Genomic DNA, 23433 nt, shown 5'->3' on the forward strand with positions numbered 1-23433 from the left:
ACAACCTTTCGCTTTATACACAATATATATAAAACTTTTGATGGAATTTCTGCAACAGACGAACGTTTACGTCAACAGAATAATGTGACGGAAATATCTATGGGTCGAAGATACAGCGCGTATCTTCGGTGGTACGGAACCGTCTCGTCGGCCTTTTTCGCACCTGCAAAGCCGATATTTCCGGCGGCAGTCGTGGCAGTGGCTGCGGCCAGCCAAGCTGCATCCGTTTCAGCACTGGCGACATCGGCTAAATGTGCTGTGATTGCGTTGTTCGGTTACCGGCGGCAGCAGAAAGCCTGCCGCCGGTATCACGGTTTACGCGGCGTCATCGGCTTTTCCGACATCGGCCGGAATGTAGTTCAGCACCGGTCCGAGCCAGCGCTCGACCTCTTCGACATCCATGCCCTTGCGAGCCGCGTAATCTTCCACCTGATCGCGTTCGACCTTGGCGACGCCGAAATAGTAGCTGTCGGGGTGGCCGATATAGATGCCGGAGACCGAGGAACCCGGCCACATGGCGTAGCTTTCCGTCAGTTCCACGCCCGAGGCGTTTTCGGCATCCAGAAGATCGAACAGCGTGCGCTTTTCGGTGTGGTCGGGCTGGGCCGGGTAGCCGGGCGCCGGGCGGATGCCGCCATAGGATTCGCCGATCAGTTCGGCATTGGAAAAAGCCTCGTCCGGCGCATAGCCCCAGTATTCGCGGCGCACGCGCTCGTGCATTCGCTCGGCGAACGCCTCGGCAAAACGGTCGGCCAGCGCCTTGACCATGATCGAGGAATAGTCGTCATTGGCGCGTTCGAAGCGTTCGGCGATTGCCACCTCCTCGATCCCGGCCGTGACAACAAAACCGCCGACATAATCCTGCTTGCCGGTTTCCGCCGGGGCGACGAAATCCGACAGCGCCACATTCGGGCGTTCGCCGCGTTTGGAAAGCTGCTGGCGCAATGTGAAGAAGGTGGCAAGTTCGCTTTCGCGGGTCTCGTCGGTATAGAGGCGAATATCATCACCGACGGCATTGGCCGGCCAGAAGCCGATGACGGCGCGCGGGCGGAACCACTTTTCGTCGATGATCTTCTTCAGCATCGCCTGCGCATCTTCGAACAGCTGGCGCGCGGTTTCGCCCTGTCGTTCGTCTTCGAGAATGTTCGGATAGCGCCCCTTCAGCTCCCAGGTCTGGAAGAACGGCGTCCAGTCGATATAGCGCGCAAGCTCTTCCAGATCGTAGTCCTCGAAAACCTTGGTGCCGAGAAACGACGGACGGTGCGGCGCGTAGGCGTCCCAGTCGACCTTGACGCGGTTGGCGCGAGCGGCTGCCAGCGGCAGGCGGTTCTTCTGCGCTTCGGCACGACGATGATTTTCGGCAACCTTGGCATATTCCGCGCGGATATCGGCGATATAGCCCTCCTTCAGTTCCGGCGAAAGCAGGTTGTTGACCACACCGACAGCGCGGCTGGCATCGACCACATAGATCACCTGCCCCTTCTCATAGGCCGGGTGGATCTTCACCGCCGTATGGGTGCGGCTGGTGGTGGCGCCGCCGATCAGCAGCGGAACCGCAAAGTCCTGCCGCTCCATTTCGGCAGCCACATGCACCATCTCGTCAAGCGAAGGCGTGATCAGGCCGGAAAGCCCGATGATATCGGCGTTGTGCTCTTTTGCAGCGGCGAGAATCTTCTCCGCCGGCACCATCACGCCGAGATCGATGATCTCGTAGTTATTGCAGGCGAGAACCACGCCGACGATGTTCTTGCCGATGTCGTGCACATCGCCCTTCACCGTCGCCATGATCACCTTGCCGTTGGAGCCGGCCTCTTCCGCGCCGCTCAGGCGCTTTTCCTCTTCCATATAGGGCAGCAGCACGGCAACGCCCTGCTTCATCACGCGTGCCGATTTCACCACCTGCGGCAGGAACATCTTGCCGGCGCCGAACAGGTCGCCGACGACATTCATGCCGGCCATCAGCGGGCCTTCAATGACATGCAGCGGCCGCTCGGCAGCCTGTCGCGCTTCCTCGACATCGGCTTCGACATATTCGGTGATGCCGTTGACGAGCGCATGTTCCAGACGCTTGTCCACCGGCCATTCACGCCATTCCAGGTTCTGTTTGCGCTCCTCGGTCTTGCCGGTTCCGCGATAGCGTTCGGCGATATCGAGAAGCCGCTCGGTCGCATCCTTGCGGCGGTTGAGCACGACATCCTCGCAGGCTTCGCGCAGTTCCGGGTCGATCGTCTCGTAAACGATCAGCTGGCCGGCATTGACGATGCCCATATCCATGCCCGCCTGAATGGCGTGGTAGAGAAACACCGCGTGCATGGCCTGGCGCACCGGCTCATTGCCGCGGAAGGAGAAGGAAAGATTGGAAACGCCGCCCGAGACATGCGCGTAAGGCAGGTTCTCGCGGATCGCCTGCGTCGCCTCGATGAAGTCGACGCCGTAATTGTCGTGTTCCTCGATACCGGTGGCAACAGCAAAGATATTCGGATCAAAAACAATATCTTCCGGCGGAAAGCCAACCTTTTCCGTGAGGATATTATAGGCACGAGTGCAGATCTCGACCTTGCGCTCATAGGTGTCGGCCTGACCGTCTTCGTCAAACGCCATCACAACGGTGGCCGCACCGTAATCGCGGATCAGCTGCGCCTTTTTGATAAACTGCTCCTCGCCTTCCTTCAGCGAAATCGAATTCACCAGCGACTTGCCCTGGGCGCATTTCAGGCCGGCTTCGATGATCTCGAACTTCGAGGAATCGATCATCAGCGGCACGCGGGCGATATCCGGCTCGGCGGCGATCAGGTTGAGGTATTCGACCATCGCTTGCTGCGAATCGATCAGCCCCTCATCCATGTTGATGTCAATGATCTGGGCGCCGGCCTCCACCTGATCGCGCGCGACATCGAGCGCGGTGGCATAATCGGCATTGGTGATCAGCTTCTTGAACCGGGCCGAACCGGTGACATTGGTGCGCTCGCCGACATTGACGAAGGGAATGTCCTTTGTGAGATGAAACGGCTCAAGACCGGAAAGCGACAGAACCGGGCGATGTTCGGGCACCTTGCGCGGGGCGAAGGCCGAAACGGTTTCGGCAATGGCGCCGATGTGCTCCGGCGTCGAGCCGCAACAGCCGCCGACGATGTTGACGAGACCCTGCTGGGCGAAGGGGCGGATCAGCCCCGCCATTTCCTCCGGGTCCTGATCATACTGGCCGAATTCATTGGGAAGCCCGGCATTGGGATAGGCGCAGGTGAAGGTGTCGGCCACGCCCGACAATTCCTGCAGATGCGGCAGCATGGCATCGGCGCCGAGCGCGCAGTTGAGCCCGATGGTGAACGGGTCTGCATGCGACAGCGAATTCCAGAACGCCGTCGGCGTCTGGCCGGAAAGCGTGCGCCCGGAAAGATCGGTGATCGTGCCGGAAATCATCAGCGGCAGTTCGATGCCTTTGGCGCGAAAGGCCTGACGCGCGGCAAACACCGCAGCCTTGGCGTTCAGCGTATCGAAGATGGTTTCGATCAGGATCAGGTCCGATCCGCCGTCGATCAGTCCATTGATCTGTTCGCGATAGGCATCACGCAATTGATCAAAGGTTACAGCGCGATAGCCTGGATTGTTAACGTCCGGTGAGATCGATGCCGTGCGGTTTGTCGGTCCCACGGCGCCGGCCACGAAACGGCGGCGGCCGTCTTCCTGCTCCGCGCGGATCGCTGCGCGCCGGGCAAGACGCGCGCCGTCACGGTTCAGCTCATAGACCATGTCTTCCATCTGGTAGTCGGCCTGCGCGATGCGGGTGCTGGAAAACGTGTTGGTCTCGAGAATATCCGCGCCGGCAATCGCATAGGCATAATGGATATCCTCCAGCGCCTTGGGCTGGCTCAGGATCAGAAGGTCGTTATTGCCCTGCTGGTGACAGGCACAGCCGATGAAGCGGTCGCCTCGAAAATGGTCCTCATCGAAGCCGAGGCCCTGGATCTGTGTGCCCATGGCGCCGTCGAGGACAAGAATGCGATCGCGCGCGGCCTTTTCAAGCGCGGCGCGAATTTCCGCACCGCTGCGTGCAGGCGCTTCTTCCCCGAACAATTCATCAAACATGAGCCATCTCCAATTTCCAGACCCGCGACATCACATAAAGACATCTTTATGTCAATATATCTAAAATGTTTCAAACCAATACCGGCCCCGAAACAATCCGAAAAATGTCACTTTTTTGGGGATGCGGCGGCTTTTTCGCATCATTTGCGCATGATCAAGCATGATGCAAATCGGAATTGAGATGCTATTCTGTGCGAAATAGAATCTAATCAACTGACTGAATGGAGTCTGCGCGGCTTTTCCGGATGCTCCAATCGACAGTAGCGAACAACATTCCCATGCGCTGGCGCAGCACATGGTTGCATAGAGAGAGGGAGGGCTTGTCCCATGAAACCGAAGATCAATACACTTGTCGCACCGCCGCGCTGGATTCAAAGGCCTTATCACCGGGACTGGCTGAAAACGCAGGCGAACAACCTGTTCGACTATTTCCAGTACCGGTCGATCAATCCCAAGGGCGGCTTCTTCGAATTCGACAAGGACGGTCATCCCATCGGCGGCGACAATCCGGTGCGGGGCATCCATACCACGGCGCGCATGGTGCATTGCATGGCCATCGGCCACCTGCTCGGCCGCCCCGGCTGCGACGACCTGCTGGATCACGGCATGCATTACCTGTGGGAAAACCATCGCGACAAGGAACGCGGTGGCTATTTCTGGCAGGTCAATGACGACGGCCCGGTTGGCGAGCCGACCAAGCAGGCCTATGGCCACGCCTTTGTGCTGCTGGCCGCCTCGTCCGCCAAATTCGCCGGCCATCCGCTGGCCGACGCCATGATTGCCGATGTCACCGAGGTCATCAACAAGTATTTCTGGGAGGAAGAATACGGCGCCGTTGCCGAGGAATTCCAGTCCGACTGGACGCCGGTGCGCGGCTACCACGGCCAGAACTGCAACATGCACATGACCGAAGCGCTGATGGAGGCCTATGAGGTTACCGGCGAGATCGAATATCTCAGCAAGGCCAAGCGCATTGCCGAACTGATCATCAACAAGCATGCCCGCGAATGCGGGTTCCGCGTCGCCGAACACTTCACCGATGACTGGAAGGTCGATTACAATTATTCCGGCAACGAAATGTTCCGCCCGTCGGGCACCACGCCCGGCCACTGGCTGGAATGGACGCGGCTTCTGCTGCAGCTTCACACGCTGACCGGGCGCTCCTATAGCTGGATGCCGAAAGCAGCTCATGAACTGTTCGTCTCCGCCTTCAAGCTGGGCTGGGATTATGAAAAGCGCGGCATGTTCTATACGCTCGACTGGGAGAACAAACCGAAGAACCGGGCCAAGCTGTGGTGGCCGCATTGCGAAGGCATCGGCGCCACCCACTTCCTGACCGCCCACTTCGGGCAGGACGTGCATATGTATGCCTATCGCAAACAGTGGAGCTTCATTGCCAACCACCTGCTCGACCACGAGAAAGGCGGCTGGCACGAGGAGCTTTCCGAAGATCTGGTGCCGCAGACGACACTGTTTGCCGGCAAGAGCGACATCTACCACGCGCTCCAGGCCTGCCTCATCCCGCTCTACCCCGCGCTTGGCAGCCTGCCGGAAGTGATCTTCCGCGAAGTCAAACACTGAACAATCGATTCAGTCGAAAACATTGCGGGCCCTCGGGGCCCGCTTTATATAGGTCGGCAGACATTCAGGCCAACCGACAGCAACAGGACAAGACAATGGCAGCGAAGATCTTCATCGATGGCGAACACGGCACCACGGGCCTGCAGATCCGCACCCGCATGGCCGAGCGCCGCGACGTCGAACTTCTCTCCATCCCGCATGAGGAGCGGCGCAATCCGAAGATGCGCGAAGACCTCATCAACAGCGCCGATATTGCCATCCTGTGCCTGCCGGACGATGCCTCGCGCGAAGCCATCGGCATGCTGGCCGGCAATAACAGCGTCCGGGTGATCGACACCTCGACGGCCTATCGGGTCGATCCCGACTGGGCCTATGGTTTTGCCGAGATGGACAGGGATCAGAGCGCACGCATTCGCGCTGCCCGCCATGTGGCCAATCCCGGCTGCTATCCGACGGGCGCCATCGGGCTTATCCGGCCGCTGCGCGCCGCCGGCATCATTCCCGACAGCTATCCGGTCACCATCAATGCGATCTCGGGCTATACCGGCGGCGGCAAGAACCTGATTGCCCAGATGGAAGATGAAAGCCGCGACGACCATATCGACGCCCCCCATTTTCTCTACGGCCTCAATCTGGCCCACAAGCATGTGCCCGAGATGACCACCCATGGCCTGCTGCCGCGCGCACCGGTGTTCTCGCCATCCGTCGGACGTTTCCCGCAGGGCATGCTGGTGCAGGTCCCGCTTTATCTGGAAGAACTGGAAGGCACCCATACGGCGGAGAGCATCCATGCCGTGTTCAGCGACTATTACGGCGGTCAGGACATCGTGCAGGTGGTTCCGCTGGACGAAAGCGGCGCGCTTGCCCGGCTCAACGCCGAAGCGCTTGCCGGTCAGGACATCATGAAACTTTATGTTTTCGGCAGCGGTGGCTATGTCAATCTGGTGGCCCAGCTCGACAATCTCGGCAAGGGTGCGTCCGGCGCTGCCGTCCAGAACATGGACCTCATGCTCTCGGCATAATCACAGGACTGTGAACAATCCGTCGACCGGTTGAGACATCGCGGCCGGTCGTCGGCCTCGCTATATTGGGTGAAAGCAATCAGCGAGGTTTACGCTCATGTCTACGCAATCGCGTCTTCCCGTCTTCTTCATCCCCCATGGGGGTGGCCCCTGGCCGTTCATGCACGGCCCGGAGGGTAATCTGCCGGCAAACGATCCCTGGAAAGAACTCGAAACCTATCTCAAGGGGTTCGACACCGCACTCGGCCGCCGCCCGAAGGCCATTCTGGTGATCTCCGCCCATTGGGAAAATGTCGACAGGCTTACCGTTTCGACGGCGGCCCATCCCGGCATGCTGTTCGATTATTACGGCTTCCCCCCGCATACGTTTGAACTCAGCTACCCTGCCCCCGGTGCGCCGGATGTTGCCGAACATGTGCGCGATGTCCTGTCTTCTGCCGGAATAGAAACGGCAACGGACGCCGAACGGGGTTTCGACCACGGCGTGTTCATTCCGTTCATGCTGATGTATCCCGACGCCGATGTCCCGATCGTGATGATGTCGCTCGACCCGGATCTTTCGGCCGAGACTCACTTCAAGATTGGCGAGGCGTTGCAGCCGCTGCGTGATGAAGACATCCTGATCGTTGCGTCGGGATTGTCCTACCACAATATGCAGATGTTCTTCCGCAGAGATGAACGGCATGCGGCGGCGGCCACCCGATTTGACGACTGGCTGAAGAACGCGCTTTCGATCAGGGACCCGGAAGAGCGCAAGGCCCGGCTTGCAACCTGGACGGAGAACCCGGACGCGCTGGAAAGCCACGTGCCGGAGCCCGATCATCTCATTCCGGTCTTTGCCGCCGCGGGCGCAGCGGGCAAGGACACGGGCGAACAGGTCTTTCGGGGCAATTTCCGTGGCAAGCCCTATTCGGCCTACCGCTTCGGATAAGCCGAATTCACCTCAGTCGCGCGCAATCAATGGCGCGCGATAACCACGCAGATGGCCGGTGACGAGAATCAGAACGATGATCGCGCCGGCCTGATGCGACAGCGCCAGCAACAGCGGCATCTGCAAGACCAGCGTAAAAATCCCCAGGCATGCCTGAAGAATGATCGCCACGAGAATCACCAGCGCGCCGCGCGCATGCTGGGAAAGCTCCAGATCCAGGCCGCGCGCCACCGCACCGCGCCATTCCACCAGATAATGCAGGATGGCAATCAACAGCAGCACATAGCCGCCTGTGCGGTGGACGAACTGTACCGTTTTCGGGTTCTCGAAAAAGTTCATCCAGGCCGGCTGTTGCAGCAGCAGACCGGACGGTACGACGGCGCCATCCATCAACGGCCAGGTGTTATAGGACAGCCCCGCATCGAGCCCGGCCACCAGCGCGCCCAGATAGATCTGAACGAAAGCCCCGAGCAGAAGTATGATGGCCAGCCCTTGCGAACCGGCTGTCGGCGGTTCCTCATGGCGGCGCGGTTTCAGCCCCCGCGCGATGTAGACGCAGGCCGCGATGATCAGACAGGCCATGATCAGATGAACGGCAAGACGGTACTGGCTGACATCCGTGCGTTCGCTCAGGCCGGAAGAAACCATCCACCAGCCGATGAAACCCTGCAATCCGCCGAGCGCCAGCACCCCGGTCAGCGGCCAGCCGAGCCCCTTCGGCAGGCGTTTCGACAGCCAGAAGAACAGCAGCGGCAGCGCGAAGATGATGCCGACCGTCCGCGCCAGCAGGCGATGCGTCCATTCCCACCAGAAGATGTTCTTGAACTCGGCAAGCGACATGCCCTTGTTCAAAAGCTGATATTCGGGAATGCGCTTGTAGAGATCGAATTCCTGCTGCCATTCGGCAAGGCTCAGGGGCGGAATGATGCCGTGGATCGGCTTCCACTGGGTGATCGACAGTCCCGACTGCGTCAGCCGCGTGGCGCCGCCGACAAGCACCAGACAGAACAGCACCAAAACCACGAAATAGAGCCATCCCCTGACAAGCGCCGCGTTGAAACTAAGCTCGCTTTCTGTCCAGGCGGGGGAAGTTGCGGTTGCCATCGGCATCACTCCAATCAAATCAGCCTTGCCATGTCCGTCTGCCTGAAATTTAAGGGCAGACATTGTCCGCCGTGCTTCACACGTGCCGGACAAGGGGGCATAGTCTCACATCACTTCATACGGGGGGAAACGGCGCCGTGCCAGTCAGATTGCGCAAATTTATCGGAACGATCATTATTGTCACGCTCGTCATCGCCTATGCGCTGACGGCGACGACGCTGGCAACCGTGGTGCTGGACGGACGATCCGCCTGGGCCGCCCTCGCCTATTTTCTGCTGACCGGCCTCATCTGGATCATTCCGGCGATGTTCATCATCAAGTGGATGGCCGGCCCGCCGGCGGATCGCGGATGAAACCGGCCGATAACATTTTTTTGATGGTATACGGAACCGCCGGAGATTTACCACATTAGAAATGTTATAGATCATAAACATCGGCAACGCTTCCTGAAGGCATCACACACATGATCACATCGCAGCAAATCCGAGCAGCCCGCGCACTTCTGGGATTTTCGGAAGAACAGGTCGCCGCCATGACCGGCGTTGATCCGCTCGCACTCGCAAAAGCGGAAAATGACGCCGAGGAGCGCAACTTCGCAGTGGCCGAGGCAATTGAAAAAGCATTCAGGAAAAACGGCGTCGCCTTCATCGAAGATGGCGAAAACGGCTTCGGCCCAGGGGTTCGTCTTCTGCGTTCCAGCGAACAACGCCGCAGCATCCGCCCCGAGGACTTGAACTCGGCGAATGACGGCTAGGCTGCGGCCGACCGGAACCGGCACGATGTTCTGATACGCACGGATATCACCGTCACCGTTGAACCGTCTGCCTGTGAAGACAGTATTACCGGTTCTCTCAGGCATCGTTCCCGTGTTTATTGCAAGGTCAAGGAAAGAAGGAGGGCGCCTCCTGCCCTCCCGCGGATTTTACCGAAATACCAAGGCGCGCCGCCACGAGGAAAAAGCCGGAAACCGTCCTTGTAGGACAGGGCTTCCAGTTTGTTGACAAAGCTGCTCCTCACTCCGGATCATCCTCGGGCTTGACCCGAGGATCCAGGGCCACACGATATACGCTCACTCTAAACCCTTTCTTATCAAAGAGTTAAGTGAAATTGATGCTCGGATCACGTCCGAGCATGACACCTGTGGGGACGGCTGATGGAGGCCCCCCCGCACGTCTTCGGGTTTGTCTGCGGTCTGAAAGCCGTCCTTGTCGGACAGGGACTCAGGCCTTTTTCTGCCATCGCCCGCCTTCGCCCTGCTGCCAGTACGTCAGGGTGTGGTCGCCCTGCCGGAGCGTCTTCCAATGGGCACGCGCCTTGTTGAGTTCATCGACATCATGGCCGTCGAACATCACCACCACACGGCTGTACTGGTCAACGTCGTCGACATCCGCGCCTTCCACGAAGAAGCGGATATCGGCGCTGTTTGCGTTCTCACCGCCAACCATCAGCAAAACCGGCTGTGCGCCGGCTTCGTCTTCGGCATCGGTCCCGTGCGGAATGAAACTGTCCGCGCGAAAGGTCCAGAGGATGCCGTCAAGGCGATCCCGCTCGGTCTCGCTGACCGTCTGGACCGCGACACGCCAGCCGCGTTCCAGACTTTTTTCCACCAGCGGCGGCAGGGCTGCCTCACGCAGTGATTCCGTCAGATGATAAAACAGAATTTCGGTCACCGGCCGCCCTCTTTCGTCATGTCTCAGTCGTGCTTTTCGTAATTGCCACGCACCAGTTCATCAAGAAGGCGAACGCCAAAACCGGACGCCCAGCCGCGATTGATCTCGTTTTTGGGTGCCCCCATGGCCGTTCCGGCAATGTCGAGATGCGCCCAGGGCGTTTCGCCGACGAAACGCTTCAGAAACTGTGCCGCCGTGATCGAACCGGCATGGCGCGATCCGCCCGTGTTGCGCATATCGGCAAAACGGCTGTCGACCATGCGATCATATTCTTCGCCGAGCGGCAGGCGCCAGATTTTTTCATCGGTGGTGTCTGCGGCCCTGGCAAGTTCGGCGGAAAGACCGTCATCATTGCTGAACAGCCCGGCGCGATGCGACCCGAGCGCGACCAGAACAGCCCCCGTCAACGTGGCCAGATCAATCATGAAACGCGGTTTGAAACGTTCGTTGCAATACCAAAGCGCATCGGCAAGCACGAGACGACCCTCGGCATCGGTATTGATCACCTCGATGGTCTGACCGGACATGGATGTCACGATATCGCCGGGGCGCTGGGCGTTTCCATCCGGCATGTTCTCCACAAGACCGAGAATACCGACCGCATTGACCCGGGCCTTGCGGGCGGCCAGCGTGTGCATGAGGCCGATGACGGCGGCCGCACCGCCCATATCGCCCTTCATATCCTCCATGGAGGCTGCGGGCTTGATCGAGATACCGCCGGTATCGAAAACGACTCCCTTGCCGACGAAAGCGATCGGGCGCTCATCGCTCTGACCGCCATTCCACTCGATCACCGCCAGATAGGGCGGACGGACGGAGCCCTGGGCAACCCCCAGAAGCGCGCCCATGCCGAGTTCCTTCATCCGGGCCTCATCAAGCAGCTCAACCTTTGCGCCAAGCGCTTCAAGCGCCATCGCCTTGTCGGCAAATTCACGCGGGCCGAGAATATTGGCCGGCAGGTTGACGAGTTCGCGCGCCAGCAAAACGCCGTCGCCAATGGCTTGCCGCTCGGCAAAAGCGGCTTCGGCAGCCGCCGGGTCCGACGTCACGATCTGAACGGCAACGTCGCGCGTTTTTCCATCGTCATCGCGGCCCGTCGTCTTGAATTGGTCGAAATCATAGCCGCCAAGCATCATCCCCAGCGCAAAATCGGCAACACTGCCCGCAATGTCGGCAACGCCTGTCACTTCGGGATGGATTACCAGCGTTTCCACCTTTGTGGCCAGACGCGCCGCCTTCCCGCCTGCACTGATCCAGCTGTTTTCGGAAAGTGATTCCTTTTTGCCAAGCCCGAGGACAAAGACACGGGCAGCCGCACTGCCGGCGGGTGAAAGGAGATCAAGTGCGGTGCACAATTTCGCCGTAAAACCAGCCGTTTCCGCTGCTTTCTGATAAAGCGCCTCAATCCCGCCGAGAGCGTCGAGCCCCGCTGGTGCGCCGCCTTCGGTGGCAAGTGTTATGACTGTTTTATCAGCGGTTTCAGCCGTTTTCACAAAGGAAATCGAGAATTTCATTTTCAATGCTCCGAAGTTTCGGGAATGCGGGTCATGAATCTGACGAATGTTTTTGGCAAAAGAAGTCTACGCCTTGTTAACGCAACCAACCAAGAACTGTTGACCCTTCCCCCATAACACTTAAAACCCCGAAACTGAAAACGATGTGCCTGTACACGCGACGAAAGAAACCGGAAAAGCTGAATTGCCAAGTTTCAGAGTCAAGCCACGGCTGACAGACGCTTCCCGCCACCTTGGCGACCTACCGCCGTTGAAGCTCGCATTTGTCGCGCTTTTCGCGCTGTGGTGGGTGCTGCTTCTGTTTTTTTATCTGTTTCCCGATATTGATATCAGCGTGAGCTGGTCATTTTACACCCGGTTGCCATGCGCACCCGGAGCGCCCGATGGCATAATCTGTGGCAGTTTTTTACACGCACAGGATAAAGCGCTTGGCCTTCTGCGCGAGCTGATCCTCTTTCTGCCCGCAGTCCTCGCACTGGTGATCATCTACCAGCTGATCAATGTATGTTCACATCACGGCGCGACTTTCGATGGATGGCAGGCACGACGGCTGACCGCCGCTCTGGCCGCACTCCTTATCGGTCCCGGGATACTGGTCAACTGGATCCTCAAGGAAATCTCCCACCGCCCGCGCCCGCGCAACACCGATCTTTTCGGTGGCCAGCACGCCTTCATGCCGGCGGGAGACTTTTCCGGAAGCTGCGTTTCCAACTGTTCGTTTGTTTCGGGCGAAGCGGCAGCCGCAGGGTGGCTGTTCTGCTACGCAGTTTTTATAATACCCAACCGACTCAAACTTCTACTGTCGCCGCCGCTGATCGCTGTTTCTGTTTCAGCCCCGGTGATGCGCGTCGCCTATGGTGGCCATTATGTTTCCGACGTTATCCTCGCCTGGCTGGGTGCTGTCGTCATTTTCATTGGAATACTTTATCTTTTTGAGGAAAAAGAAACTACGGGCATGAAACACCATTAAGGTGTGGGAATCGTTCCGCACACGGCAGCAGGTCTTGAGGACAGCAACACGCGCATGAAAATACTGGAACGCTACATACTGGCCCGGGTCGTCCGGATGTTTCTGGCAACGCTGTTGCCGGTGCTTGCGATCCTCTGGCTGACCCAGGTTCTGGGACGAATCGATCTCGTGACCGACAGCGGCCAGTCCATTCTCTCGTTCCTCAAACTCGCCACGCTGATCCTGCCCACCGTCATTCCGACCGTTCTGCCTTTCGGCATCGTGCTTGGCACAGCGCAGACGCTGACCACGATGAACAATGATTCCGAGCTTGCCGTCATCGATGCCGCCGGTGCGCGCCGGTCGGTCATCTATCGGCCGATCATCGCCTTTGCCATAGCGCTGTGCGCCTTTTCCTTCGTTCTGGACAACTATATCGAGCCACGCTCCCGTTCGGAGGTCCGCTCCCTGATCGCATCGGTTTATGCCGATCTGCTTTCCACCGTGATCGAGGAAAAAACCTTTCGCGAGATCGAGGACGGGCTCTACATTCAGATATCCGAACGGCTTTCCGGACGTGTTCTCAAGGGCCTGTTCGTGGCCGATTACCGCGAGCCGGAAGACTCTTACATCTACTATGCCCGCGAAGGCGCCGTCGATGAAAGCGGCAGCCAGCTGATCATGAAAAACGGCCAGGTGCAGAGAGAAGACGCGGCCGGCAGTGTTTCGATCGTACAATTCGATTCCTACAGTTTCGACCTTTCTGAGCTGACCAGCGACCGCAGCGAAACATCACGCAAGGCTTCGGACCGCAGCCTGTCGTTCCTGCTCAATCCGGACACGACCGACCCGGACTATATGAAAAATCCGGCCGCCTATCGCGCGGAACTGACGCGGCGGATGACCGACTGGATGTTGCCTCTGATCTACGCAATCTTTACCATCGTCATCGCAGGCGATGCACGATCCCACCGCGAACGTCGCATACCGCCGATGGCCACCGCGTTTATCGTGACGCTTCTGCTCCGACTGATGTCGCACTTTTCGGCCAATCGCGCGGAAAATGATCCGATGTTCGTGCCCATTTCCTATGCCATCGTCATCATCCTGCTGGTCGTCGGCCTTTATCTTCTGCTGAAGCCGCGCCGCGCCCGCAAGAAAGGGCCATTGGTCGAACGATTCTACGCGGCCGTGTCACGATTGCGTCGGCGCAACACACCAAACGGCGGAGAAGCAGCATGATTTTCTCCGTTCTCGGTCGTTACTTCTTCACCCGCTATGTCGTCACCGTGGCATGGTTTCTGTTCGGCGTCATGTCGATCATCTACCTGATCGATTTCAGCGAGGTGATCGGCGATATTTCAGCCGAAGCCGGCCAGGGCATGACCGACGCGATGGTGATTACCCTTCTGCGCCTGCCCTACATCCTCCAGCAGACGATTCCCTTTATCGCGCTGTTTGCGGCAATGGTCGCGCTGATTGCGCTCAATCGCCGCAATGAGCTTGTGGTTACCCGCGCTGCGGGCATTTCGGTCTGGCAGTTCATCCTGCCCTTCGTCGTCGGCGCCACCCTGCTCGGTGCGGCAAGCGTGCTCGCGCTGAACCCGCTTGCATCCTGGACACAGAAAAAAGCCATGGGACTGGAGGCGGTCGGTCGCGGTCAGGATCATACGGTGCCATGGCTGCGCCAGCAGACGGATGGACAGGATACCATTATCGGCGGCCGCGGCATTGCCGAAAACGGAACCGAACTGTTGCAGGCCGTTGTCATCTATTTCGGTGATGAGGGACAGCTCACCAAACGGCAGGATGCCAAAAGGGCCGTACTGGACAATGGCTGGTGGACGCTCTACGACGTGACGGAAGTCGAAGTCGGCGAATTATCCACACACAAAGACGAGGTACGCGTCAAAACCAATCTGGATGAGGATTTTGTCCAGCAGAATCTCGTGCAGCCCGACCTTGTCAGCATTTTTGCACTGCCGCGACAAATCGAACTGGCGCGGCGGTTCGGAATGTCAACCAAGGCTTTGGAAACTCAATATAATTATCTGTTATCACTTCCTTTTCTTTTGGTAGCTATGACGTTAATCGCAGCAACTGTCTGTCTCAAGTTTTCGCGTTTTGCGCAGTCGCCTGCTGTTATTTTGGGTGGAATCCTGTCCGGGTTTCTGCTTTATGTGACAAGTGTACTTGTAAAGGCGTTTGGCAGTAGCGGAGTTTTGTCGCCGCTTCTATCGGCCTGGATTCCGGTGGTCGTGGCGATGGCATTGGGCTTGACTATTTTATTGCATCAGGAGGACGGCTAGTGTCCCGGCAACGTAAGAGCAAATTGCGCCTTGCCGGGCTTCTGGTTCTTGCAAGCGCGCTGACCCCGGTCGGCCTTCTGGCAACACCTGCCGGCGCGCAGGAAGGTTTCGGGATTTCCGCGCCGGGTGATGATTCCGGGCCGATGCTGCTGACAGCCAATGAGCTGGTCTACAATCACGATACCCAGAAGGTTTATGCGCTCGGCGGCGTGCAGATCTATTATGCCGGTTACCGCATGGTCGCCGACAAGGTGGAGTACGACCAGAAGGCCGGCCGATTGATGGCCTATGAAGGGATCGAGGTAATCGATCCCGACGGAAATCACCTGCGGGCCGAAAAGCTCGACGTTACAGACGACTTCGCCAATGGCTTTCTCGACGCGATCAGCGTGCGCACACCGGATAACATCGCGGTTGCCGGCGAACGAGCCGAACGCGTCGACGGCAACAAGATGATCCTGGAAAACGGCGTCTACACGGCCTGCATCCCCTGCGCCGAAAATCCCGAGAAACCGCCGTTCTGGCAGATCCGGGCACAGCGCGTGATTCAGGACGGCGTCACGCACACGGTCCGTCTCGAAAGCCCGCGTTTCCAGCTCCTCGGACATACGATTGCGCGCCTGCCGTCAATCACGGTCCCTGACCCGAGCGTGAAGCGCAAGCGCGGCTTCCTGTTTCCCTCGATGAGCATTGCCGAAAATCTCGGTGTCGGGTTTTCCCTGCCCTATTATATCCCGATTTCGCCGAGTTCGGACGTCACCTTTACCGGTACCGGTTACACGGAACAGGGGTTCCTGGTCGAGGCGGAATACCGCAAACGCTATCGCAACGGCGAACATACGCTGCGCTTTGCCGGCATTGACCAGCAGGGCAGCGACCGGTTTTCCAGCGGCACCAGCGATGCCAATGCCGACGGCCGCGCCCTGATCGCCTCCACCGGCCAGTTCCAGATCAATCCGCGCTGGGTTTTCGGCTGGGACGCCATGATCCAGAGCGACAACAATTTTGCGCGGACCTATTCGATCGAAGGCCACGACGACAAGATCTTCAACAATCAGATCTATCTTGAAGGGATCGGGGAGCGCAGCTCGCTTTCGATCAAGGCGAATTATTTCGATGTTCAGGACGCCGACAGCTTCAATGCCGCGGAAAGCAAGCAGGCGATCGTGGTGCCGGTTATCGATTACGATTATATCGCACCGGAGCCGATCTTCGGCGGACAGCTGTCCGTCACCAACAACCTGACCAATATCGTCCGCAGCAAAAACGACGTTAAGCCGACGAGCGTGAATGACCGGTTCCTCGGTCTTGAGGGCAACAGCACCCGCCTGACCAGCGAAGTGGAGTGGAAGCGGACCTTTACCACCGATGAGGGCCTGCAGATCACGCCGCTTCTGGCCGCGCGTGCCGATGGTTACCTCCTGAATGTCGACGACCCCGACCAGATCAACGGCGGCGCCTATTCCTATGCCGGCAATTTCGTCGATGAGGATGCGGCAGCCCGCGCCATGGTGACGGCAGGTCTCGAGCTCAAATACCCGCTGCTGATCAGCAACAGTTTCGGTTCGCATATCCTGGAACCGATCGGACAGGTGTTCATACGCCCCGACGAGCAGCATGCCGGCGGCCTGCCGAACGAGGACGCGCAGAGCTTTGTCTTCGATCCCCTGACACTGTTCGAGCGCGACAAGTTTTCCGGTTTCGACCGCGTCGAAGGTGGTACACGCGCCAATATCGGCTTCCGCTATCGCGGCGTTTATGATTCCGGCATACTGGTCAACGGCCTGTTCGGACAATCTTTCCAGCTTGCCGGCCGCAATTCCTATGCCTCCCCCGATCTTGTCGGTGTGGGCATCGACTCGGGCCTGGAATCGTCGCGCTCCGATTATGTCGGCGCCGCTGCTGTCAGTTTCCCCTTCGGCCTTTCGCTGACGGGGGCCGCGCGTTTCGATCAAGAGGATTTCGCGCTTGCAAGAACCGATGTCGGTATCGACTTCAGATCGCACCGGTTCGATACCGCGCTTGATTATACCAATATCGCCTCCCAGCCGGGCTATGCCTATGAAGAGCGCAACAGCGAACTGAAATCCACCAGCACGCTTCGCCTGAACGAGAACTGGGGAATTTCCGGTTCCCTGACCTACGATCTTGCCAATAATGTCGTCACCAATCGCTGGGTCGGCCTGACCTACGAGGATATCTGCACGATTTTCTCGATCACCTACGAGGAAGACTGGGACGACAACAACCGCGAAGCCGTCGACTGGACGATTGGCGCACGTCTGACGTTCCGCACACTCGGCGACATCGTTGTCGGCAACGATTCATTCGAATAGACCCGACAACCCGTTCTATCCGATCAATGCCTTGCTTTTGCCCCTAAAATGGACAAAACATTGCCATCGAGTTCTGGGCATGGGTCGGTGGATGACATGCCCTTGTAGGAAACAGACACCTTATCGGACCGCGCCTTGGGGGGAGCGGCAAGATGGCGCCGTGAAAGCTATGGCAAACGCCGCGCCCGCCGGAAGGCCGTATCGATGCCGCACGCAGACCTGACGGAAGCGTGGGGCTGTTGAAAGGAAACAATATGACTGCCGCGAGATTTTCAGTGACCGCATTTGCCGCCGCCATGATCGCCACGGCAAGCATCGTGGGCGTTGCCCCGCAACCCGCCTTCGCCAAGACCGTCGACATTGCGGTGATCGTCAACAACGTGCCGATCACCAATGACGACATCGCCAAGCGCCGGAACCTGCTTCGGCTGATGGGCACGAAGGGCAATCTCAACGAAAAAGCCCGTGAGGCGATGATCGATCAGGCGCTGAAACAGTCGGAAATTGCGCTGCGCAATATGTCCGTCACCCAGCCCGAAGTCGATGCGTCCTTTGCCAACTTCGCCAAGAGCAACGGCATGTCCGTCGCCCAGATGAGCAACATTCTCAATCAGGCCGGCGTCGGGGTCGATCATTTCAAGTTCTACATTGCCGTCTCCATGAGCTGGGGCCAGCTTTTGCGCGCGCGCTATGGCGGCAGCACACTGCTGCCTGACGACGAGTTCATCGCCCAGCTTGAAGAAGCGGAGAAGGAAGGCAAGAAGCCGGAAACCACCGAATACCTGCTGAAGCGGATCGTTTTCGTCGTACCGGAGAAGGAACGCGGCTCGCTGCTGGCCAAACGCAAGCGTGAGGCCGAATCCGCGCGTTCGAAATTCCCCGGATGCGATCAGGCCATTTCGTTTGCGGCCACCATGAACGACGTGACCGTCCTCGACTATGGCCGTTTCCTGGAGCCGCAATTGCCGGCCGAATGGAAGGACGCGGTGAGCAAGGCTACGGGCAATACGACATCGGTCAAGACAACGCCCTATGGCGCCGAATTCCTGGCAATTTGCGAACGCGAAACCACATCGGACGATTATGCGGCCCGGCTGGTTCTCAGCGCCAAGGAAGACTCCGCCGACGCCGATACGGAAAGCGAAAGCGAGCGCTACATGGAGGAACTGAAGAGCAAGGCCCAGATCGTCACGCCGGGTAAATCCTGATTGCCCCGGACATGAAGACCAACCTGCCACTTGCTCTTTCTCAGGGCGACCCTGCCGGCATCGGCCCGGAAATCGCCCTGAAAGCCTGGTCGCGGCGCGACGAGACCGGGATTGCGCCTTTCGTCTATCTCGGCGACCCGCGCATTCTCCAGGCCCGTGCCGCCATGCTTGAGCTGGATGTGCCGGTGCAGGTCTGCGCCCCCGAAGCGGCCTGCGACACGTTTCATGCCGCACTGCCGGTTTTCGCGATCGATGCGGCAACGCCTGTTGCTCCCGGCAAGCCGGATCCGGCGACGGCGGCCGGAACGATTGCCGCAATCGAAACCGGTGTAAAGCTCACCCAGCGCGGTAAGACGGCGGCACTGGTGACCAATCCGATTGCAAAATCCGTTCTCTACAGTTCGGGCTTCGGCTTTCCCGGCCATACCGAATTTTTAGCCGAGCTTGCGCGTCGCGAGACCGGGACGCAATACCGTCCGGTGATGATGCTGGCCTGCCCGGCTCTGCGCGTGGTTCCGGTCACCATTCACATTCCGCTGTCGGACGTCCCTGCCGCGCTAGACCAGGCGCTGATCATAGAAACGATCCGGATCACGGCCCGCGACCTTGCCGAGCGCTTCGCCATCAAGGCCCCGCGATTGGCCGTTGCCGGTCTGAACCCGCATGCGGGCGAACAGGGCACGATCGGGCGCGAGGACGAAGAAATTGTCCGCCCGGCACTCGATACGCTGCGCGCCGAAGGCATTGATGTCGTCGGCCCCCTGCCCGCCGATACCATGTTTCATGCCAGCGCGCGGGCGCGATACGACGCAGCGATCTGCATGTATCACGATCAGGCGCTGATTCCGGTCAAGACGCTCGGTTTCGAGCAAGGTGTCAACGCGACGCTCGGCCTGCCCTTTGTCAGAACGTCGCCGGACCACGGCACGGCTTTCGACATCGCCGAACGCGGCATAGCGGATCCGCGAAGCCTCGAGGAGGCGCTGAAGCTTGCAGCCGCGCTGTCCGGCGGAAAGCAGGATCGATAATGTCCCGGATCGACGATCTTCCGCCGCTGCGCGAGGTTCTTGCGGCGCACGAACTGAATGCCCGCAAGGCGCTCGGACAGAATTTCCTTCTGGACCTCAATCTGACGCAGAAGATCGCGCGCACGGCAGGCGCGCTGGAAGGCGCACATGTCGTCGAGGTCGGGCCCGGCCCCGGCGGCCTGACACGGGCCATTCTTTCTCTCGGGGTCAGGAAACTGACGGTGATCGAGCGCGATTCGCGGTGCCTGCCGGCCTTGCACGAGATTGCGGCGCATTATCCCGACAGGCTCGAGATCATCGAAGGCGATGCGCTAACGGTCGACTATGCCGCCCTTGCCGGCGGCCAGCCGATCCGCGTCATTGCCAACCTGCCCTATAATGTCGGCACGCAATTGCTGGTGAACTGGCTGCTGCCCGATGACTGGCCGCCCTACTGGCAGTCCTTGACGCTGATGTTTCAAAAGGAAGTCGCCCAGCGCATTGTTGCCGAGCCCGGCAGCGCGCATTACGGCCGGCTTGGCGTGCTCGCCGGCTGGCGCACCGAGGCAAGGATCGCTTTCGACGTGCCCCCGCAGGCTTTCACGCCGCCGCCGAAAGTGACGTCGAGCGTGGTCCATCTTGCGCCACGGACACAACCGATTGCCGTGACGGCTTCAGCGCTTGAAAAAATCACCCAGGCAGCCTTCGGCCAGCGCCGCAAGATGCTGCGGCAAAGCCTGAAGGGGCTGGGTGGCGAGGCGTTGCTTGAAAAGGCCGGAATCGATCCGACCCGACGTGCCGAAACGCTGAGCGTTGCCGAATTCTGCGCGCTTGCGACAGCGCTTTAGAGCCCTTCAGGGGTTGCTCTGACGCCTTCTACTCCGATAGCAGCGCGTCGACGTGATGGGGAATCACGCTTTCATATTCGCGCTTTGCCCGCTCGGCCCTCAGGATCGACCGGACCAGATCATAGGCATCTTCAAGGTCGTCATTGATGACCACATATTCGTAATCGCGCCAGCGGGAAATCTCGCCGGTCGCGTTCTTCAGCCTGACATCCATGGCCGCCTTGCTGTCTTCCGCGCGGGCCATGAGCCGCGCCTTCAACGCCTTCATCGACGGCGGCAGCACGAAAATGCCGACGACATCGCGCGGCAGCGCCTGTTTCAGCTGTTCCGCACCCTGCACGTCGATATCGAAAAGCACATCACGCCCGGCAGCAAGCGAACGCTCAACGGCCGCACGCGGCGTGGCGTAAAAATTGCCATGGACCTCGGCCCATTCGAGAAAGCCCCCTTCATCGCGCCGTTTGATGAATTCGTCCGGCTCCAGAAAGAAATAGTGCACCCCTTCCTGCTCGCTTTTGCGGCGCGGGCGGGTGGTCGCGCTGATCGACAGATCGATCAGCGGATCTTCAGCGAGAAGCCGCCGCGCAATGGTGGATTTTCCCGCACCTGAGGGGGCGGCCAGCACCAGCATGACGCCGCGTCGGTTCGCAGCCTGATTTTCTGCCATGGTGTTACTCCAGATTCTGGATCTGCTCGCGAAACTGGTCGATGACGGTTTTCAGTTCAAGGCCGGCTGCCGTCACTGCAACTGCATTCGATTTCGAGCAGATCGTATTGGTTTCACGATTGAATTCCTGGGCCAGAAAATCCAGCCGCCGTCCGCAGGGGCCGCCCTTTTCCAGAAGCGCGCGCGCTGCCGCGACATGGGCATTCAGACGGTCGATTTCTTCCTGCAGATCGGCTTTGGTTGCCAGCAGCACCGCTTCGGCGTAAAGCCGGTCACTGTCCAGCGAGGGCGCGGCATCAACCAGCCTGCCGACCTGTTCGGAAAGCCGCTCGGCAATTGCGGCGGGCGTGCGTGACGGATCGGCCTCGATCGTTCCGGTCAGTTCGGCAATCCTGTCGATCTGCCGCCCAAGAACCGCAACGATCTTTTCGCCTTCTTCGCCGCGCATGGCGCAAAGCCGGTCAAGCGCGACATCCAGGTCACCGAGGATCATGCCGTCGCGGGTTTCAAGCGCCGTGCTGTCTTCCTCACCCTCGCGGAAATCGGCAATGCCGCGCAGGCCGAGAAGGCCTTCCAGTGACAACGGCTTGTCATCGAGGACGTCACCCAGTCTCGCCTTGAGATCGAGAACCGCCTGAAGAGCGGCTTCATTGACAACCAGTTCGAGCCGGCTTTCAGCCAGCGTGATCGAAAGCGCAACCTGAACATTGCCGCGCGAAAGCCGTTCGGCAAGGCGTTTCCTGACGTCCGTTTCGAGATGATCGCTGCCCTGCGGCAACCTCAGCCTGACATCGAGCCCCTTGCCGTTGACAGCCCTGAGTTCCCACGTCCAGCGATAACGCTGCCAGTATCCGTCACTGCGTGCAAAGCCCGTCATCGATTGCGGCTTCATAAGTTGCTCTCCTGGCAATGTGCTGACCGAAAGGCCGTTTGCGGCGCAACCTACAGCATTTCGCGGCCTGCGGTAAGCGGCAGGTTTGAGCACCGCTTCGACGCGTCAGTCGCTGCCCCGCTCGGCCTCGATCCGGCGCCAGCGGCGCACATTGGCATTGTGTTCGTCCAGCGTTCTGGCGAAGGCGTGACCACCGCTGCCGTCGGCAACAAAATAAAGGTCATCCGTAAGCGCAGGATTGGCAACCGCCTCCAGCGCGGCCTTGCCCGGATTGGCAATCGGCCCCGGCGGCAGACCGCTGATCTGATAGGTGTTGTAGGGCGTTTCCTTGTCGAGATCGGAGCGGTAGATCGGCCGGTCGGACGGCTTGCCCTCGCCTCCGAAAAGACCGTAGATCACCGTCGGATCCGACTGCAGCCGCATTCCCCGCTCAAGCCGGTTGAGGAATACCGCGGCAACCTGCGGGCGCTCCGAGGCAATGCCGGTTTCCTTCTCGACAATCGAGGCCAGCGTAACGAAGTCTTCCTTGTTATCGATGGGCAGTCCCTGATCGCGTTTCAGCCAGATTTCGTCGATCAACTGCTGCTGGCCTTCGCGCATCTGGTCGATGATTTCCGTGCGGTCGGTCCCGCGCGAGAAACGGTATGTCTGCGGCATCAGGCTGCCTTCCGGCGGAAGTTCCTCCGGCAGATCGCCGCTCAGGTTGGGGTCGGCTGCAAGCCGGTCGAAAACCTCCTGAACGGTGTAACCTTCGGGAAACGAGATGCTGTAGAGAATGGATTTTCCCGATTCGAGCAAGGCCGCGATATCCGCCATCGAGGAGCCGGCCTTGATCTCGTAATCACCGGCCTTCAGCGTTTCGCCCTCGCTGCGCAGATGGGCGGCCGTGACATAGCGGAATATCCGCGAATCGCTGATGATACCGTTGCGTTCGAGGTCACGCGCAATCGTTGAAACTCCCGCGCCTTCCCGCACCGTAAATTCGGCATTCACCGTCAGCGGACCGGGCTCGTCATAGCTCGATTTCGCATAATAGTAGATACCGCCGACCGCAACAGCGCCCAGAACCAGCAATGTCATCACGAAGTTCAGGAAGATCACGAACTGGCTCTTCGCCTTTTTCGAGCGTCGAACGGGTTCGGGCACCCGCTCGGGCCGCAATGCTTCCTTGGCAGATTTCGGCACAATCGGACGGCGGTCGTCGTTCGCGCCATCGCCGTTCTCACGCCCGTTATCCTGATCAGAACCGCGCACCGGTACCTCTTTTCAAACAGCTTTGCCACCGCGCCGCAGCGGGTAGCGAAATTTA

The 23433-nt window shown here is 59.3% G+C and carries 19 protein-coding genes; 12 read left to right on the forward strand and 7 right to left on the reverse strand.

Going from position 1 to position 23433, the window contains the following annotated elements; translation table 11 throughout:
- Positions 1 to 315: 315 nt before the first annotated feature.
- Positions 316 to 4086 (reverse strand): methionine synthase, encoded by a 3771-nt coding sequence (gene metH, locus ACHZCU_RS20030; protein WP_319520278.1) that lies wholly within the window; start codon positions 4084 to 4086, stop codon positions 316 to 318.
- Positions 4087 to 4413: 327 nt separating this feature from the next.
- Between metH and ACHZCU_RS20035 the strand changes: the two genes are divergently transcribed.
- From ACHZCU_RS20035 to ACHZCU_RS20045, 3 genes are all read left to right on the forward strand, one after another.
- Complete coding sequence (locus tag ACHZCU_RS20035) at positions 4414 to 5667, forward strand: AGE family epimerase/isomerase (protein WP_319520279.1); 1254 nt, start codon at positions 4414 to 4416, stop codon at positions 5665 to 5667.
- Positions 5668 to 5762: 95 nt separating this feature from the next.
- Positions 5763 to 6689 (forward strand): N-acetyl-gamma-glutamyl-phosphate reductase, encoded by a 927-nt coding sequence (argC, locus tag ACHZCU_RS20040; protein WP_319520280.1) that lies wholly within the window; start codon positions 5763 to 5765, stop codon positions 6687 to 6689.
- 97 nt (positions 6690 to 6786) lie between these two features.
- Positions 6787 to 7620 (forward strand): class III extradiol ring-cleavage dioxygenase, encoded by an 834-nt coding sequence (locus ACHZCU_RS20045; protein ID WP_319520281.1) that lies wholly within the window; start codon positions 6787 to 6789, stop codon positions 7618 to 7620.
- A gap of 12 nt (positions 7621 to 7632) precedes the next feature.
- On the opposite strand, the gene ACHZCU_RS20050 is transcribed toward ACHZCU_RS20045, so the two are convergent.
- The gene (locus tag ACHZCU_RS20050) at positions 7633 to 8724 is read right to left on the reverse strand and encodes a COX15/CtaA family protein (protein WP_319520282.1); all 1092 of its coding nucleotides are present in this window, start codon (positions 8722 to 8724) and stop codon (positions 7633 to 7635) included.
- Between the two features lie 137 nt (positions 8725 to 8861).
- On the opposite strand from ACHZCU_RS20050, the gene ACHZCU_RS20055 reads away from it, so the two are divergent.
- Entirely contained in the window at positions 8862 to 9077 is a 216-nt protein-coding gene (locus ACHZCU_RS20055) for a DUF2842 domain-containing protein (protein WP_106312793.1), read from the forward strand.
- Between the two features lie 110 nt (positions 9078 to 9187).
- Positions 9188 to 9478 carry a helix-turn-helix transcriptional regulator gene (locus ACHZCU_RS20060; RefSeq protein ID WP_106312796.1) on the forward strand — a complete coding sequence of 97 codons (291 nt, stop codon included), beginning with the start codon at positions 9188 to 9190 and terminating at the stop codon, positions 9476 to 9478.
- Positions 9479 to 9944: 466 nt separating this feature from the next.
- On the opposite strand, the gene ACHZCU_RS20065 is transcribed toward ACHZCU_RS20060, so the two are convergent.
- Entirely contained in the window at positions 9945 to 10394 is a 450-nt protein-coding gene (locus ACHZCU_RS20065) for a DNA polymerase III subunit chi (protein ID WP_319520283.1), read from the reverse strand.
- 23 nt (positions 10395 to 10417) lie between these two features.
- The gene (locus ACHZCU_RS20070) at positions 10418 to 11914 is read right to left on the reverse strand and encodes a leucyl aminopeptidase (protein WP_394706147.1); all 1497 of its coding nucleotides are present in this window, start codon (positions 11912 to 11914) and stop codon (positions 10418 to 10420) included.
- Positions 11915 to 12053: 139 nt separating this feature from the next.
- Between ACHZCU_RS20070 and ACHZCU_RS20075 the strand changes: the two genes are divergently transcribed.
- The 7 genes from ACHZCU_RS20075 to rsmA all read left to right on the forward strand — a co-directional run bounded on the left by ACHZCU_RS20075 (position 12054) and on the right by rsmA (position 20565).
- The gene (locus ACHZCU_RS20075; RefSeq protein WP_227023817.1) at positions 12054 to 12878 is read left to right on the forward strand and encodes a phosphatase PAP2 family protein; all 825 of its coding nucleotides are present in this window, start codon (positions 12054 to 12056) and stop codon (positions 12876 to 12878) included.
- Positions 12879 to 12932: 54 nt separating this feature from the next.
- Entirely contained in the window at positions 12933 to 14099 is a 1167-nt protein-coding gene (locus tag ACHZCU_RS20080; protein ID WP_319520285.1) for an LptF/LptG family permease, read from the forward strand.
- Positions 14096 to 15166, forward strand: coding sequence for an LPS export ABC transporter permease LptG (gene lptG, locus ACHZCU_RS20085; protein WP_319520286.1), 1071 nt, complete (start codon positions 14096 to 14098; stop codon positions 15164 to 15166). Before ACHZCU_RS20080 ends, lptG begins: the two co-directional genes overlap by 4 nt.
- Before the next feature lie 143 nt (positions 15167 to 15309).
- A complete protein-coding gene (locus tag ACHZCU_RS20090) occupies positions 15310 to 17502 on the forward strand; it encodes an LPS-assembly protein LptD (RefSeq protein ID WP_394706157.1) in 2193 nt (730 codons plus the stop codon).
- 254 nt (positions 17503 to 17756) lie between these two features.
- A complete protein-coding gene (locus ACHZCU_RS20095; RefSeq protein WP_319520288.1) occupies positions 17757 to 18710 on the forward strand; it encodes a peptidylprolyl isomerase in 954 nt (317 codons plus the stop codon).
- 11 nt (positions 18711 to 18721) lie between these two features.
- A complete protein-coding gene (gene pdxA, locus ACHZCU_RS20100) occupies positions 18722 to 19738 on the forward strand; it encodes a 4-hydroxythreonine-4-phosphate dehydrogenase PdxA (protein ID WP_319520289.1) in 1017 nt (338 codons plus the stop codon).
- Positions 19738 to 20565, forward strand: a complete 828-nt coding sequence (rsmA, locus tag ACHZCU_RS20105) for a 16S rRNA (adenine(1518)-N(6)/adenine(1519)-N(6))-dimethyltransferase RsmA (RefSeq protein WP_319520290.1) — start codon at positions 19738 to 19740, stop codon at positions 20563 to 20565. The genes pdxA and rsmA overlap by 1 nt, the downstream gene beginning before the upstream one ends.
- A 28-nt stretch (positions 20566 to 20593) precedes the next feature.
- Here the strand turns inward: rsmA and gmk are convergent, their stop codons facing one another.
- The 3 genes from gmk to mltG all read right to left on the reverse strand — a co-directional run bounded on the left by gmk (position 20594) and on the right by mltG (position 23312).
- Positions 20594 to 21232 carry a guanylate kinase gene (gene gmk / locus ACHZCU_RS20110; RefSeq protein WP_319520291.1) on the reverse strand — a complete coding sequence of 213 codons (639 nt, stop codon included), beginning with the start codon at positions 21230 to 21232 and terminating at the stop codon, positions 20594 to 20596.
- A 4-nt stretch (positions 21233 to 21236) separates the two neighbouring features.
- Positions 21237 to 22124 carry a YicC/YloC family endoribonuclease gene (locus tag ACHZCU_RS20115; protein ID WP_319520292.1) on the reverse strand — a complete coding sequence of 296 codons (888 nt, stop codon included), beginning with the start codon at positions 22122 to 22124 and terminating at the stop codon, positions 21237 to 21239.
- 105 nt (positions 22125 to 22229) lie between these two features.
- Positions 22230 to 23312: an endolytic transglycosylase MltG gene (mltG, locus tag ACHZCU_RS20120; protein WP_394706158.1), complete on the reverse strand. Its 1083-nt coding sequence runs from the start codon at positions 23310 to 23312 to the stop codon at positions 22230 to 22232.
- Positions 23313 to 23433 lie beyond the last annotated feature (121 nt).

This window comes from uncultured Martelella sp., from assembly GCF_963677965.2.
GTDB lineage: Bacteria > Pseudomonadota > Alphaproteobacteria > Rhizobiales > Rhizobiaceae > Martelella > Martelella mangrovi.